The 14164-nt window shown below is 66.6% G+C and carries 11 protein-coding genes; 3 read left to right on the forward strand and 8 right to left on the reverse strand.

Features of this window, described 5'->3' with window-relative positions; translation table 11 throughout:
* Positions 1-12: 12 nt before the first annotated feature.
* The 4 genes from NYP18_RS01550 to rfbB are packed head-to-tail and all read right to left on the reverse strand — an operon-like array spanning position 13 to position 4037.
* Positions 13-828 (reverse strand): glycosyltransferase, encoded by an 816-nt coding sequence (locus tag NYP18_RS01550; RefSeq protein ID WP_259426363.1) that lies wholly within the window; start codon positions 826-828, stop codon positions 13-15.
* Between the two features lie 10 nt (positions 829-838).
* Positions 839-1705, reverse strand: coding sequence for a glucose-1-phosphate thymidylyltransferase RfbA (rfbA, locus tag NYP18_RS01555; protein ID WP_259426364.1), 867 nt, complete (start codon positions 1703-1705; stop codon positions 839-841).
* Complete coding sequence (gene rfbD / locus NYP18_RS01560) at positions 1702-3036, reverse strand: dTDP-4-dehydrorhamnose reductase (RefSeq protein ID WP_259426365.1); 1335 nt, start codon at positions 3034-3036, stop codon at positions 1702-1704. Before rfbD ends, rfbA begins: the two co-directional genes overlap by 4 nt.
* A complete protein-coding gene (gene rfbB, locus NYP18_RS01565; RefSeq protein ID WP_259426366.1) occupies positions 3036-4037 on the reverse strand; it encodes a dTDP-glucose 4,6-dehydratase in 1002 nt (333 codons plus the stop codon). The genes rfbD and rfbB overlap by 1 nt, the downstream gene beginning before the upstream one ends.
* Here rfbB and NYP18_RS01570 point away from each other — a divergent pair.
* Positions 4036-5145 carry a putative endonuclease domain-containing protein gene (locus NYP18_RS01570; RefSeq protein WP_259426367.1) on the forward strand — a complete coding sequence of 370 codons (1110 nt, stop codon included), beginning with the start codon at positions 4036-4038 and terminating at the stop codon, positions 5143-5145. The two genes, rfbB and NYP18_RS01570, sit on opposite strands and share 2 nt — an antisense overlap.
* Positions 5146-5246: 101 nt before the next feature.
* On the opposite strand, the gene NYP18_RS01575 is transcribed toward NYP18_RS01570, so the two are convergent.
* From NYP18_RS01575 to NYP18_RS01590, 4 genes are all read right to left on the reverse strand, one after another.
* Complete coding sequence (locus NYP18_RS01575; RefSeq protein WP_259426368.1) at positions 5247-6485, reverse strand: polysaccharide biosynthesis protein; 1239 nt, start codon at positions 6483-6485, stop codon at positions 5247-5249.
* Positions 6482-7849, reverse strand: a complete 1368-nt coding sequence (locus NYP18_RS01580) for a M1 family metallopeptidase (RefSeq protein WP_259426754.1) — start codon at positions 7847-7849, stop codon at positions 6482-6484. The genes NYP18_RS01575 and NYP18_RS01580 overlap by 4 nt, the downstream gene beginning before the upstream one ends.
* A gap of 30 nt (positions 7850-7879) precedes the next feature.
* The gene (locus NYP18_RS01585; protein ID WP_259426369.1) at positions 7880-9883 is read right to left on the reverse strand and encodes a prolyl oligopeptidase family serine peptidase; all 2004 of its coding nucleotides are present in this window, start codon (positions 9881-9883) and stop codon (positions 7880-7882) included.
* Between the two features lie 107 nt (positions 9884-9990).
* The gene (locus NYP18_RS01590) at positions 9991-11067 is read right to left on the reverse strand and encodes an alpha/beta hydrolase (protein ID WP_259426370.1); all 1077 of its coding nucleotides are present in this window, start codon (positions 11065-11067) and stop codon (positions 9991-9993) included.
* 543 nt (positions 11068-11610) lie between these two features.
* On the opposite strand from NYP18_RS01590, the gene lpdA reads away from it, so the two are divergent.
* Complete coding sequence (gene lpdA / locus NYP18_RS01595) at positions 11611-13020, forward strand: dihydrolipoyl dehydrogenase (protein ID WP_126120256.1); 1410 nt, start codon at positions 11611-11613, stop codon at positions 13018-13020.
* 81 nt (positions 13021-13101) lie between these two features.
* A complete protein-coding gene (locus NYP18_RS01600; protein ID WP_259426371.1) occupies positions 13102-14157 on the forward strand; it encodes a hypothetical protein in 1056 nt (351 codons plus the stop codon).
* The last annotated feature ends 7 nt before the right edge of the window (positions 14158-14164 follow it).

Here is a 14164-nt window from a genome sequence, read left to right on the forward strand (position 1 = left end):
CGCGAGAGCGGGTCAGCGGTGGAACAACCTGCCGTAGACGGCGGTGAGCAGCCCCGTGGGCAGCAGCCGGTAGGCGGTGCGGGCGGCGAGGTTGAACCAGGAGCGCGGGCGGGAGATCAGCCCGTAGGAGACCAGGTTGCGCTGCATCTGCCGCTCGGCGGCGAACATGCCTCTACCGGTACGGCGTTCGAACTGGGCGGGGGAGGTGCGGAAATACGTCAGCGGTTCCGGCAGGTTGTGGAAACGCGCCCCGGTGGACAGCAGCCGGGCGTAGAGGTCGTAGTCCTCCATGTGGTGGACATCGCGGTAGCCGCCGGCCTCCGCCACGGCCGACACGCGCATCATCACGGAGGGGTTGTTCACCGGGGAGTTGATCCTCGCGTAGCGCGCGATCTCCTCGTTGGTCTCGGGGAGGGAGCGCACGGCGACGATCTCGGATGGTTCCACGTGGAACTCGGCCAGTGCGGTGCCCAGCACATCCGTGTCGGGGTGGGCCTGGAACCAGGCGAGCTGGGTGGCGAAGCGCTGCGGGTAGGCGATGTCGTCGGCGTCGAGACGCGCGACCAGTTCCGTGGTGATCGCCGCCATCCCGGCCGCCGAGGCCCTGCCGGAGCCGACGTTGCGGGCCAGCACCACGGTGCGGGCCTGTTCATGCGTTGCAACGAAACCGTCGATCACCGTCCGCAGCTCCGCACCCACGGGCCCGTCCTCCACGATGACGATCTCATCGGCGGGGCGGGTCTGGTCGGCCAGGGACTGCAGGGCCTGGGTGAGTTCGGTGGCGTCGATACGGTGGTAGACGGTCACCAGCGCGGTGAGGGTGGGCATGCCCAGCACCCTACCGGTCGCGTGCGACATTGAGCAGGTACTCGCCGTAGCCGGATTTCAACAGCGGTTGTGCCAGCTCCTCCAGGGTGGCGGCGTCGATGAAACCCTGGTGGTAGGCGGCGACCTCGGGGGAACCGATGACCTGACCGGTGCGCTTCTGGATCACCTCGACATAGGCCGCGGCCTCACTCATCGAGTCGAAGGTGCCGGTGTCCAGCCAGACGTCACCGCGCTGCAGACGCTGGACGTGCAGCTGCCCGAGCTTGAGGTAGGCCTCGTTGACGCTGGTGATCTCCAGCTCCCCGCGCACACTCGGCCGGATGGAACGGGCGATGTCAACGACCCGGTTGTCGTAGAAGTACAGGCCCACCACCGCATAATTCGACTTCGGCTGCGCCGGTTTCTCCTCGATGGACACCGCCCGGCCGTCGGCGTCGAAATCGACCACGCCGTAGCGCTCCGGGTCGGAGACCTCGTAGGCGAAGACGACACCACCCTGCGGGTTGCGGCACTCGGCCAGGGAGGTGGAGAACTGGTGGCCCTCGAAGATGTTGTCACCGAGCACCAGCGCCACATCATCGTCGCCGATGAACTCCTCACCGATGAGGAAGGCCTGGGCCAGCCCGTCGGGGGAGGGCTGCTCGGCGTAGTCGATCATCAGCCCCCACTGGGAGCCGTCACCCAGCAGCCGCTCAAAAGCATCGGCGTCCTCCGGGGTGGTGATCACGAGGATCTCCCGGATACCCGCCTGGATCAGCGTGGACAGCGGGTAGTAGATCATCGGCTTGTCGTAGATCGGCATCAGCTGCTTGCTGATGCCCTTCGTGATCGGAAACAGCCTGGTCCCCGATCCGCCGGCGAGAATGATGCCTTTCATAACGCGTACAGTGCCAGCCCGACGCGCCAGTTCTGCGGCACGAAACCGGTTGCCTCGATCTTCGCCGTGCTCATCGTGCTTCTCGACGGCCGCGGGGCATGCTCCTTCCCCGCGAAGTACTGCTCGCTGCTCACCGGCTGCACCATGTCCGGATCCTGCTGCCGGCCGGTGTAGACGGCCATGGCGAGTTCATCGAAACCGACCTCGTCGCCGGCGCCGGTGAGGTGGTAGATCCCGTACTCCGGTTCCGCCTTGAGCAGATGCGCGATGCCGCGGGCGATCTCGTCGGCGAAGGTGGGCCGGCCCTTCTGGTCGTGCACCACCTGCGGCCGGACACCCCGCTGCGCCAGCTCCCGCATGGTGTCCACGAAGTTCTTCCCCGCACCCACGACCCAGCTGGTGCGCACGATGTAGTGGCGCGGCGCGGTCGCGGCCGCCACCTCACCCGCGGCCTTCGAGGCGCCGTACACGCTCAGGGGGCTGACCGGATCCGTCTCCTCGTAGGGGCGGTCGGATTCCCCGTCGAAAACGTAGTCCGTGGACAGCTGCACCAGCGTGAGATTGTTCTCCGCCGCAATGCGCGCCAGCTGCGCCGGCCCCCGCGCGTTCACGGCCCAGGCCGCGGCGCGGTCGGATTCCGCTGCATCGACAGCGGTGTAGGCGGCACAGTTGATGATCGCGGAGTACTGCCGCCAGTTGCGCGCCGGGGGAGCAGTGACATCGAAATCCGCCCGACCCACGAACTCGGCCTCCGGCAACACCTTGCGCAGGGCCTTTCCCACCTGGCCGTCCGCCCCGGTGACGAGGACGCGGCGTGGGGGGACGGGCGGGGCGTCGAGAAGCAGTGCCTCGTCTTTGGCGGAGACATTCGTCGGCTCCAGCGGCCAGTCGATGAGCCGGTAGGAGACGTTGACATAGGCGGCGTCCGGAGACCAGTGGTCATTGACCAGGTACAGGTAGCTCGTGTCATCCTCGAGCGTCTGGTAGCCGTTGGCCAGCCCGCGCGGCACGAACACCGCCGTGTCGGGGCCGACCTCCACGGTGACGGTCTCACCGAAGGTGGGTGAGCCCTCCCGCAGATCGCACCAGCCGCCCTGGATCCGCCCCGTGCCCACCGTGATGAGCTTGTCCCACGGCTCGGCGTGCAGGCCGCGCGTCGTCCCCGCCTCGTTGTTGTGTGCGACATTCGCCTGCACCGGCCGGAAGTCCGGCAGGCCGGCTGCGACCATCTTCTCCCGCTGCCAGGATTCCTTGAACCAGCCCCGGTGGTCGCTGTGGACGTCCAGACGCAGGACCAGCAGGCCCACAATGTCGGTCTTCTCGATGTGCATTACTGACCTCTCTCCGCATAAGCCTGCTCCACCCGCTGCTTCGCGGGTGCCCACCACTGCTCGTTGACCCGGTACCAGGCGATCGTCTGCTCCAGCCCGGCGCGCATGCCCGTCTGATTGTCGGTGTACTCCGGGGCCCAGCCGAGCTCCTCGCGCAGCTTGGTGGAATCCATGGCGTAGCGCTGGTCATGCCCCGGGCGGTCGGCGACGTGCTCATAACCCGGCGCGCCCATGAGCTCGCAGATCAACTCGATGACCGCCTTGTTGTTCACGTGGTCGTTGTCGGCGCCGATGTTGTAGGTCTCGCCGTTGCGGCCGCGTTCCAGGATGAGGTGCACCGCGGCGTTGTGGTCGTCCACGTGGATCCAGTCGCGCACCTGCTCGCCCGTGCCGTAGAGCTTCGGGCTCTGACCGGCGAGGATGTTGGTGATCTGCCGGGGGATGAACTTCTCGATGTGCTGGTACGGGCCGTAGTTGTTCGAGCAGTTGGAGATCGTCGCCTCAATGCCGAAGCTGCGCACCCAGGCGCGCACCAGGTGATCCGAACCGGCTTTCGTCGCCGAATAGGGCGAGCTCGGTTCATAAGGCGTGTTCTCGGTGAAGCGCGCCGGGTCGTCCAGGCCGAGATCGCCGTAGACCTCGTCCGTGGAGATGTGGTGCAGGCGGTTGCCGTGCCTCCGGATGGCCTCCAGGATGGTGAAGGTGCCCACGATGTTCGTGTCCACGAACGGCCGCGGATCCCGCAGGGAATTGTCGTTGTGGCTCTCGGCGGCGAAGTGGACGGTCACATCCGCCCGGGCCACGAGCTTATCGACGAGCCCCGCATCACACACATCCCCCTCGACGAACTCCACGTCCGTCCCCGCCAGATTCTCCTGGCTGCCGGCATAGGTCAGCTTGTCCAGGACGATGATGTGGTCCCCGGGATAACGCCTGCGCGTCATGTGCACGAAATTCGAACCGATGAACCCGGCTCCCCCGGTGACCAGCAGTGTTCTCATGAGTGACCACTATACGTCCGTGCGCCGGGAACCTCCGCGCCTGTGGGCGGGTCCAACAGTGGTGATGCTTACTCCACTGTCTGAACTCACCGCCCGTTACGCCGCCCAGCACAAAGTGCTTCTCGACGACCCCCGCCTCCTCCCCGCCATCCTGCAGAACCACGTACTCGCCTCACCCGGTCATGTCGTGCCGGTGTCAGCTCTCCGCGCCGAGGCCCTGGCCCGCCACGACGCCCGGTACCATCCACGCGGCATCGCCTACCGGGTGGAGCCGGTACCGCGGGCACTCGCCCACCACCGGGAACGCCCCGGATCCCTCATTGCTGAGTGGTCTGCCCTGGCGGTGTTGGGACTCGATGAATTCTCCTCCGGGGCTGACACGACAGTCCTGTGCACCTCCGACCGGAAGCTGGCCGTGGACGCCCTGAAGCCCACCCTGCGGCGCCGCAAGAAACACCACCGTGCTGAGATCCTCCAGGTGGGTGGGATCACCCTTGCAGCCACAGACCATATGCAGACCCTGGCTGCCTGCCTGCGGTCGCTGAAGAACAGGGAACATGCCTGGGACATCCTGGCCGATCTGGAGCGGGAATCAGCCACCGTCATGTCCGTGCAGCTCATCGATCGTTTCTGTCACCGCTTCGAATACGGTCTCGATGAGGTTCGGGCAGGGCTGACCGGCCTCTACTGTTCCCGGGATCTGGGGAAACTACTGGCACTGAGCTGCCCAGCGGCCGAATCCCGGCCCGAAACTATCCTCCGCCTGCTTGTCGGGGAAGCCGTCGCCGACCTCGCCTGGACGAATTTCGCCTCCCAGGTGCCCGTCTACACCGACGGAACGGTTGGCACACCGGGTGAGCGTCGTCGTGACAGGACCCTGCTCACCGTCTTCGATTATGCGGATCCCCGGTTGAAGGTCGGGCTCATGTACGACGGGGAACACCACCTGCAGCGCAGCCAGCGGGATAAGGATGCCGAGATCACTGCAGACCTGGTGGCCTTGGGCTGGACCACGCTGCGGACCTCGGCAGGGATGCTCCGGCGCACCGCCGACACGAAACGACGGGTGCGTGAGGCTGTCCTGGGGGCTGCGGAGAAGCTGAAATAGGTGATGTGTCATGTCGGATAATACGGGTGCGGGGAAATGCGAGCACCTGTATTTTTTCCGGCGAGGCCCTACCTGGGCCTATAAGAATACGTGCATACGTACTATGTGACATTTTCCGGGGCAGTTTTTTCAGCCCCAGACCCAGCCCCAGCAGCCCGGCGCAGCGCCAGCACGTGCACCAGCCCCCCGACCGCCGGGCCGATGACCAGGGCGGTGCACACCCCGGCCTCCAGGGACAGCGGTGCCAGCCACAGCACGCCGAAAGCCACCACCGATGCGGCCACCCAGCCCAGGACATACGCCCGGTGCAGTTCCGATGCCAGGGCGGCGGCGCCGGTGACCATGAGGGAACCCGTGCAGGCGGAGGCGAAGGTCAGTGCGGCGAGGATCAGGCCCGGTACCCACAGGTCATCCCTGAAGAAGGTGTCCAGGATCCAGGGGCCGATGAGCCAGGCCGCGCCCGCGCCGATGACACCGAGGCCGAGCACCGCACCGATCGGCGCCACCAGGGCCGTGTACAGGCGCGAGCGCTGCTCCACGAAGCGGACGATGAGTGCGGACTGGAAGCGCTGCAGCGGCACCAGGATGGGGGCGCGGGTGAGGGTGACGGCGTTGATGATGCCGGCCACCGTCACCACGGTCCCGGCATCCGGGGCCGAGGTGGACTGCACGAAGACGGGGAAACCGGTGATCAGGGCGGCGGAGGCGCCGGTGGCGAACATCGCGGAGATGACGCGGCGGGTGAGGACGGGGTGGGGGACGTCGACAAGCGAGCGCACCGAACCCCCGGCCACCAGAATGACCACCCAGCTCAGGGCGCCGATGACGGTGATGATGAGGAAGGCGGTCATGCCCCAGCCGAACCACCAGGCCACCAGCGCGAGCAGGAGGCGCACACCGGAGTCGAGGGCGACGAGGCCGGCGTAGCGGCGCCACAGTCCCATGCCGGAGAGCACACCGGAGAGCACCGCCTGGAAGGCGTAGGTGAGCAGGCCGAAGGCCAGGAAGGCGGTGGCTGTGCCGGTGGGGGCGTGGCCGCGGAGGAGGACGGGCATCCAGAAGAAACCGACGACCAGCGCCACCACCAGCACCGTGCCACCGATGACGGCGGCCAGCCGCCAGGGGTGCCCGGTGCCGGAACGGCCGGTGTCACGTGCTCCGGCCACCCCACGGGTGGTTTCCTGCATGATGCCGTCGAGGAAACCGGTCGCGGCGAAGAACAGTCCCCAGTAGGCCTGGAAGGCAGCGAATTCGGAGGTGGGGAGTGCCCAGGAGGCGACGTAGATGACGACGAAGCCGGACAGGGCCGCGAAGACGGTCGCCAGGCTCAGGGCTCTCACTGCGGGAACTCCGGCAGGGGACGTTCGTTGAGCCAGGCCCGCCACAGGTCCTTGACCTGCTGTTCCGGGATACCCAGCTCGGTGGCCTCGGCGAGGACCTCGCGCTTGAGGTCGACGGGTTCGACGACGGAGTGGGCGCCGGCGGCGACGTAGCGGCGGAGCATGCGGAAGAAGGGGGCGTCGCCAAGCAGGACCCGCAGGGCGTGGATGGTCAGTGCACCGCGTTTGTACACGCGGTCATCGAACATGTCGCGCGTGCCGGGGTTGCACAGCAGAAGATCCTGGGGCTTGGCGGCGAGTTCGTCGTAGTGTCTGCGCGCGGAGACGGCGGCCGGGCGGCCCGCGGAGTGCTCGAACCAGAGCCATTCGGCGTAGCAGGCGAAACCCTCGTTGAGCCAGATGTCGTTCCACTGGGCCAGACCCAGAGAGTTGCCGAACCACTGGTGGGACAGTTCATGGGCGATGAGGCGTTCCCAGGCGTGGTCACCCTTGATGTGGTTGGCGCCGAAGATGGACAGCCCCTGGGCCTCAAGTGGGATCTCCAGCTCATCCTCGGTGACCACGACCGAATAGGAGTTGAAGGGGTAGGGACCGAAGAGTTCGGTGAAAAGCTCCAGCATGCGGGCCTGGTCGGCGAATTCCGCTCGGGCGGAGTCCTTGAGCAGCGGCGGCACCCAGGCCCGGACGGGCACCTGCGCGCCGGGCTGGGAGAGCAGCAGCTGGTGGTATTCGCCGATCTGGACGGTGGCCAGGTAGGTGGCCATGGGGCTGCCCACCCGGTAGTGCCACGTGGTGGTGGAGCCGCCGGTCTTCTTGGACAGCAGGGTGCCGTTGATGGCGACGACGTAGGGGTTGTCGGTGGTGACGATGATCTCGTAACGCGCCTTCTCGTCGGGTGTGTCATCGCAGGGGAACCAGCTGGGGGCGCCGTTGGGCTGGGAGGCGACGAGGGCACCGTTTTCCAGTTCCTCCCAGCCGATCTCGCCCCAGGGGGAACGGATCGGGGTGGGATTGCCGGTGTAGCGGATGACCAGGGAGAACTCCGAGTCGACGGGGATCTCCTGCGCGAAGGTGAGGTGCAGTTTGCCCCGTGCCTGGCGGAAGCGGGAGACGCGTACCGTCTGCCCGGCGGTGCCCTGTGCGGTGATGCGGGTGGCGCGCAGGTGTGGCGACAGGTCGAGCGTCATGGAGCGCAGGGGCTGCCAGTTGTCCAGCTGCAGCGTCGCGATGCCGTTGAGGTGGTTCGGCCCCACCCGGTAGGTGAGGTCCAGGTGGTAGGAGCGGACGTGGAAACCGAGGTTGAAGTCGATTCCGGTGTATTCGTCACGCGTTCCGGGGACGGGGGTGGAGCGCAGCCTTCGCATGGTCATGATTGACCAGATGTTACCGAGCACCTAACCGACGTGCTGATTCAGCCACTCGAAGATGAGCGCCTCCACCCGGGCGACCTGTTTGTTGTCGGCCGCGCCGGCGTGCCCGCCCTCAATGTTCTCGAAGTAGTCGACGGGTTGCCCGGCCTCACGTAGGGCGTGGGCGAACAGGCGGGCGTGGGCGGGGTGGACGCGGTCATCGCGGGTGGAGGTGGTCACCAGCGCGGGCGGGTAGGTGCTTGTCGACGCCACGTTGTGCAACGGCGACCACTTCTCGATGGCCTCGCGCTCCACCGGGTCCCCCGGGTCACCGTACTCCGCCATCCAGGACGCTCCCGCCGACCAGGTGTGGTAGCGCAGCATGTCCGTCAGCGGCACCTGGACCACCGCCGCGCCGAAACACTCCGGGTACTGGGTGAGCGCCCCGGAGGTGAGCAGTCCGCCGTTGGAGCCGCCGCGGATCGCGATCTGCTCCGGGGTGGCGTAGCTGCGTTCCACCAGGTCCTCGAGGACGGCGCGGTGGTCCTCCCAGACCTTGTGCCGGTTGGTCTTGACCACCTGGCTGTGCCACGTGGGGCCGAATTCGCCACCGCCGCGCAGGTTGGGCTGGACGAAGTAGCGGCCGGCCTCGAGCCAGCCGATGCCGCGGACCGCCGAGTAGCCAGGGGTCAGGGAGATCTCGAAACCGCCGTAGCCGCCGACCAGGGTGGGACGGGCACCGAGGGAGAAGTCACCGGTGATGAAATAGGGCAGGCGGGTGCCGTCGGCGGAGGTGACCCAGTGCTGGCGCGTCTCCAGGCCGGTGGCGTCGAAGAAGGCGGGGGAGCGGCGTACCGCCTCCGGGCGCAGCCCCTCGGACAGATCCAGGCGGTGGAGGGCGGTGGGCTCGGTGAAGGAGGAGGTGGTCAGCCACACCTCATCGCCGTCGAGCGGGCTGGTGGCCACGACCGAGGCGCTGACCAGGGGCGGCAGTTCCAGGTCGCGGGCTGGGGCGGTGGGCTCGTCGAGGGGGTGGACGACGAGGCGGGTGGCGACGTCGTCAAGCAGCGTGAGTACCACCCACCCTGCGGTGAAGGCGATGCCCTGCAGCGCGGTGTGCGCGGTCGGGGTGAACACGGGGCGGATGTCGCGCTCCCCGCCGAGGAAACGGTCCAGCTCGATGACACCCAGCGCACCGGCGGGAAGGCCCGCGAAGTCCTCGCGCGGGGCGAGGAAGAGCCACTGCCTGTGGATCAGTGTCTCGCAGTCCTCCGGCACCTTCACCTGTCGCAGGGGGGCCTCCGGATCGAGTGGGGCGACCCACCGGCGGGAATGGTAGAAGTCGATCGCCCGCGTCGCGACGATCCGCTCATGGCCGGGAGTGAGATCCGCCCGGGCGCTGACGGCGACATCCTCGTGCTCGCCGACGGTGTGGACGGGTGCGTCGGCAAGCGCGGTACCGCGGTGCCACACACGCACCTCGGCGGGATAGCCGGAGGCGGTCAGCGAACCCTCGCCCGTGTCTGTGCCCACGAGCAGGGTGTCCAGGCCGATCCAGCTCACATCGGTCTTCGCCTCCGGGAGCACGAACGGGCGGTCATCGATGAAACGACCGGTGTCCAGGTCGAATTCCCGGATCACCACGGCATCGGCCCCACCCCGGGACAGGCGCACCAGGGCACGGTCATTGCCGGGGAAGCGCACGGTGGCGCCCTTCCACACCCAGTTCTCATCCTCCGCCGCCGCGAGGGCGTCAATGTCGATGAGCACCTCCCACTCCGGGGCGTCGGAAAGGTAGGAGTCCAGGGTGGTGCGGCGCCACAGACCACGGACATGGTCGGCGTCCTGCCAGAAGTTGTAGAGCCGGTCACCGCGCCGGGCGACGAAGGGGATGCGGTCGTCGGTCTCCAGGGCGGCGAGGATCCGCCCGCGCAGCTGCGGGTTGTCCGAGGCCTTCTCCGTGACGGTCGACCATTCCTCTGCCCAGGCCAGTGCCTGCGGGGAGTCGATGACCTCGAGGGCCTTGAGGAGCTCAGGGGAGTCAGTCATGACCACCAGGCTACGTGCGGGCTGCGGCAGAGGGGTGGGGAAATGCGGAAGGCACCGCCCACCGGAGTGGTGGACGGTGCCTTCAGTGGCGGCCGGTGAGTGCGGACTTAGTACAGTGCGCGCTCGAAGGTCGGCCAGGACTTCTCCAGGTCGTCGATCCAGTAGTTCCAGGAGTGGGTACCGGTCGGACGCAGGTTCCAGTCGGCCGGGATGCCGAGGTTGTCCAGCTTGGCCTTCAGGTTGTGGGTACAGACGTTGGTGGCTGCCTCGATGACGCCGCCCTCGACGATGAGGGTGCCGGCGCCGGTGGAGGCGGTCTGCTGGTCAACACCCTGATCGACGTAGAAGCCCGGCATGTCCCACTCACCGGCGAGGCCGGAGGCGTTGGAGATGTAGAGCTGGGTGCCGCGCAGGCCCTCAGCATTGATGAGGGCGTCGTTGGCCACGTTGTGCGGGCTGCCCATCGGGCCGAACATCTGCTCGGTCTTGGCGCCGGCGCGCTCGACGGTCATGCCTGCGGAGATGTAGCCCAGCGGGCTGGCGGTCTCGGCGCAGCCGGAGAAGGAGCCTGCGACGTCGAAGAAGCCGGTCGGGGCCTTCTCAGCCAGCAGCAGGGAGGAGGTGGCGGACATGGAGTAGCCGGCGATGCCGCGCTTGCCGTTGGTGTGGCCGTTGGTGTGGTTCTCGATGATGCCGGGCAGCTCATGGAGGAGGAAGGTCTCCCACAGCTGCTTGCCCTCGAGGTAGCCGGTGCCCGTGTTCGGGGACTGCTCGGCCCAGTTGATGTAGTAGGAGAACGCGCCCTCCATGGGGATGACGACGTTGACGTCCTTGTCGGAGTAGAAGTCCACGATCGGGGCGGAGGTGATCCAGTCCAGATCCTGCTCGGCACCGCCTGCACCGTTGAGCATGTAGAGGGTCGGGCGCTCCTCGTTGAAGGTTCCGTCCGGGGTGATGACGGCGAGCGGGATGTAGCGCTCCATCGCGTCGGACTTGACGTCGATGTGGAAGACGCGGTCGTCGTCCCAGGTCTCCTGGCGCCACTCGCGGGAGTCTTCGGTGACCTCATCCTTGTCGCGGACGATGAGATTGCGGTCCTGGGCGTCGGAGACCGGGGCCGTGAGGAGGGAGGCCCCGAGGGCGAGGGCCGCGACGGGCGCGGCGATCTTGCGGAGGAACTTCATGGAATGGCTTCCTAAGGTCGTGTTTCTACCGTGTACGGCTTCTGTCTTGGTTCTACGACGCATGCCAGCGCAGGCTGAGTGCGTTCACAGGGGTACATCGTAGCGACTGCCGAACATGTTAACGGCCCACCCCCGGAAGTGCAGGAATTAAGGGGGTGATCCAGCCGACAGTCCTGAGACCATAGTTGCAGAAGTGGTTGATGGTGGGCAAGGGGTAGCTGTGTCATAATGCAGAATGTTTGTTTCCGGTGCATCACGTAACATCTCGCTGGAACGTGCCGCTAATACCTAGTGGAAGCCTGCACACCGCACAGAAAGAAGTTTCCCCATGACCATGTTTGAGCAGATCGTCGTCCAGTTCTTCACCTTCCTGGGCCCCGGCGTCCACGGTGCATCCTCCGCCTCTTCGCAGGCAGCACTGTTCCTCGGCCTCTTCTAGCCGTCGGAACTCTGTGGCGCCCCGACCGTCCGGCCGGGGCGTTCTCCCTTTTAAGGGGGCACTGGCCGGTGACACGGGGGTGACGGTCACCTATTCTGGAGTGCGTGACTGAACATTATGACGTTGTTGTACTCGGTGCGGGCCCCGGTGGCTACGTCGCCGCCATCAGAGCAGCCCAGCTCGGTAAGAAAGTTGCCGTCGTGGAGAAGCAGTACTGGGGCGGAGTCTGCCTCAACGTGGGCTGCATCCCCTCGAAGGCGCTGATCAAGAACGCCGAGGTCGCCCACCTCCTCACCCACGAGAAGAAGACGTTCGGCATCAAGGGCGACGTCTCCTTCGATTACGGGGACGCCCACAAGCGCTCCCGCCAGGTCTCCGACAAGATCGTCGGCGGCATCCACTACCTGATGAAGAAGAACAAGATCACCGAGGTCAACGGCCTCGGCAGCTTCAAGGATGCCAAGACCATCGAGATCTCCGACGGCAAGGACGCCGGCAAGACGATCACCTTCGATGACTGCATCATCGCCACCGGCTCCGTCGTCAACTCCCTGCGCGGTGTCGAGTTCTCCGAGAACGTCGTCTCCTATGAGGAGCAGATCCTCAACCCGGTGGCCCCGAAGAAAATGGTCATCGTCGGCGGCGGCGCCATCGGCATGGAGTTCGCCTATGTCCTGGCCAACTACGGTGTCGACGTCACCCTCATCGAGTTCATGGACCGCGTCCTGCCGAACGAGGACCCCGAGGTCTCCAAGGTCATCGCCAAGGCCTACAAGAAGATGGGTGTCACCCTCCTGCCGGGCCACGCCACCACCGCCGTGCGCGACAACGGTGACTCCGTCGAGGTCGACTACCAGAAGAAGGGTTCCGACAAGACCGAGACCCTCACCGTCGACCGCGTCCTCATCTCCGTCGGTTTCCGTCCCCGCGTGGAGGGCTTCGGCCTGGAGAACACCGGCGTCAAACTCACCGAGCGCGGCGCCATCGACATTGACGATCACATGCGCACCAACGTCGACAGCATCTACGCCATCGGCGATGTCACCGCGAAGCTGCAGCTGGCCCACGTCGCTGAGGCACAGGGCATCGTCGCCGCCGAGACCATCGCCGGTGCTGAGACCCAGACCCTGGGCGACTACATGATGATGCCGCGCGCCACTTTCTGTAACCCCCAGGTCTCCTCCTTCGGTTACACCGAGGAGCAGGCCAAGGAGAAGTGGCCGGACCGCGAGATCAAGGTCTCCACCTTCCCGTTCTCCGCCAACGGCAAGGCCGTCGGCCTCGCCGAGACCGAGGGCTTCGCCAAGATCGTCGCCGACGCCGAGTTCGGTGAGCTCCTGGGTGGCCACCTGGTGGGCCCGAACGCCTCCGAACTCATCAACGAGCTCGTCCTGGCCCAGAACTGGGATCTCACCACCGAGGAGATCAGCCGCTCCGTCCACATCCACCCGACCCTGTCGGAGGCTGTGAAGGAAGCGGCCCACGGCATCAACGGCCACATGATCAACTTCTAGGCCGGAGCAGCCGCTCCCATGGGCAAGGGGCCTCCCACCGGAGGCCCCTTTCTTCTATTCTCAAGGAGGTCCGCGGTCCACATGACGACCATCGGAATCCTGGCGGACGCCGGGCAACCCTCCGACGATGTCACCCGCATCGTCGGGCAGCAGCTGGAGGATCCCCGGTACGACACCGATGATGACGGCACCCGTGTCCTCAACGGCACCTGGCCCGGGGTGGGACGGGTGGAGGTGCGGGTGGAGACCATCCCCATGAACCGCAGGGGGGACGTGGAGCTCTCCGAACACGCCCCCCGGATCCTGCAGACCCGGAACTGGGACCGTTTCATCTACGTCACCGACCTGCCGCTCACCGCCTGGGAACGGCCGGTGGTCAGCCAGCGGGCGTGTGACGCCGCCGCTGTGCTCCTCTCCCTCCCCGCCCTCGGGGCCTTCGGGGTCACCCGCCGTCTGCGGCGGGAGCTGGCCAGTCTCGTCGAGGACGACCGGGCACTGACAGGTGTGCTGCGTGGGGGAGCGGACCGGGACGAGGTGGAGACCCGGGTGCTTGACCACCGCGGGCGCTCCCTGCGCATGATCCTGGGCATGATCCGCGGTAACCAGCCGGGCAGGTTGCTGCCGGTGTTGTCGAGTTCCCTGGCGGCGATGGTGGCCACCGGTGGTTTCGGCATCTTCTACGGTTCCATCTGGAAACTCGCCGAGGAGATGAGCTGGCCCCGGTTGCTGGGGGTCAGCGTCTTCGCGGTGCTCTCCTTCACCACCTGGCTGATCATCCACAACCGGCTCTGGCAGCGCCCCCATACCCAGGAGACACGGTGGCGGGAACGCATCGACAACCTCGCCACGGTGGGCACGATCGGGATGACCGGCCTCATCCTGTACACACTGGTCCTGGTGGTGTTGTGCATCTCCTCGGTGGTGGTCATCCCGCAGGCCTACCTGGATGCGGAACTCGGACGCGACGTCGGCCTATCCACGTACCTGTCCATCGCCACCCTGAGTGCCTCCCTGGGGACGATGGCCGGGGCGCTCGGATCGAATTTCGACCGGGACGTGGAGATCCGCTCCGCCACCTACAACCTGCGCGAATATGAACGCAGGCTGCAGAGCGGCAACTACACAGACCGGGAGTAGGAGGGGC

Origin of the sequence: Corynebacterium lemuris, from assembly GCF_024919295.1 — a bacterium.
In the GTDB taxonomy this organism is placed as follows: domain Bacteria; phylum Actinomycetota; class Actinomycetes; order Mycobacteriales; family Mycobacteriaceae; genus Corynebacterium; species Corynebacterium lemuris.

Bases quoted from the DNA above. Each gene is read 5' to 3' on its own strand.
- NYP18_RS01550 (WP_259426363.1), bottom strand. From the start codon at position 828: ATGCCCACCCTCACCGCGCTGGTGACCGTCTACCACCGTATCGACGCC.
- rfbA (WP_259426364.1), bottom strand. From the start codon at position 1,705: ATGAAAGGCATCATTCTCGCCGGCGGATCGGGGACCAGGCTGTTTCCG.
- rfbD (WP_259426365.1), bottom strand. From the start codon at position 3,036: ATGCACATCGAGAAGACCGACATTGTGGGCCTGCTGGTCCTGCGTCTG.
- NYP18_RS01570 (WP_259426367.1), top strand. From the start codon at position 4,036: ATGAGTGACCACTATACGTCCGTGCGCCGGGAACCTCCGCGCCTGTGG.
- rfbB (WP_259426366.1), bottom strand. From the start codon at position 4,037: ATGAGAACACTGCTGGTCACCGGGGGAGCCGGGTTCATCGGTTCGAAT.
- NYP18_RS01580 (WP_259426754.1), bottom strand. From the start codon at position 7,849: ATGCGAAGGCTGCGCTCCACCCCCGTCCCCGGAACGCGTGACGAATAC.
- NYP18_RS01585 (WP_259426369.1), bottom strand. From the start codon at position 9,883: ATGACTGACTCCCCTGAGCTCCTCAAGGCCCTCGAGGTCATCGACTCC.
- NYP18_RS01590 (WP_259426370.1), bottom strand. From the start codon at position 11,067: ATGAAGTTCCTCCGCAAGATCGCCGCGCCCGTCGCGGCCCTCGCCCTC.
- NYP18_RS01600 (WP_259426371.1), top strand. From the start codon at position 13,102: ATGACGACCATCGGAATCCTGGCGGACGCCGGGCAACCCTCCGACGAT.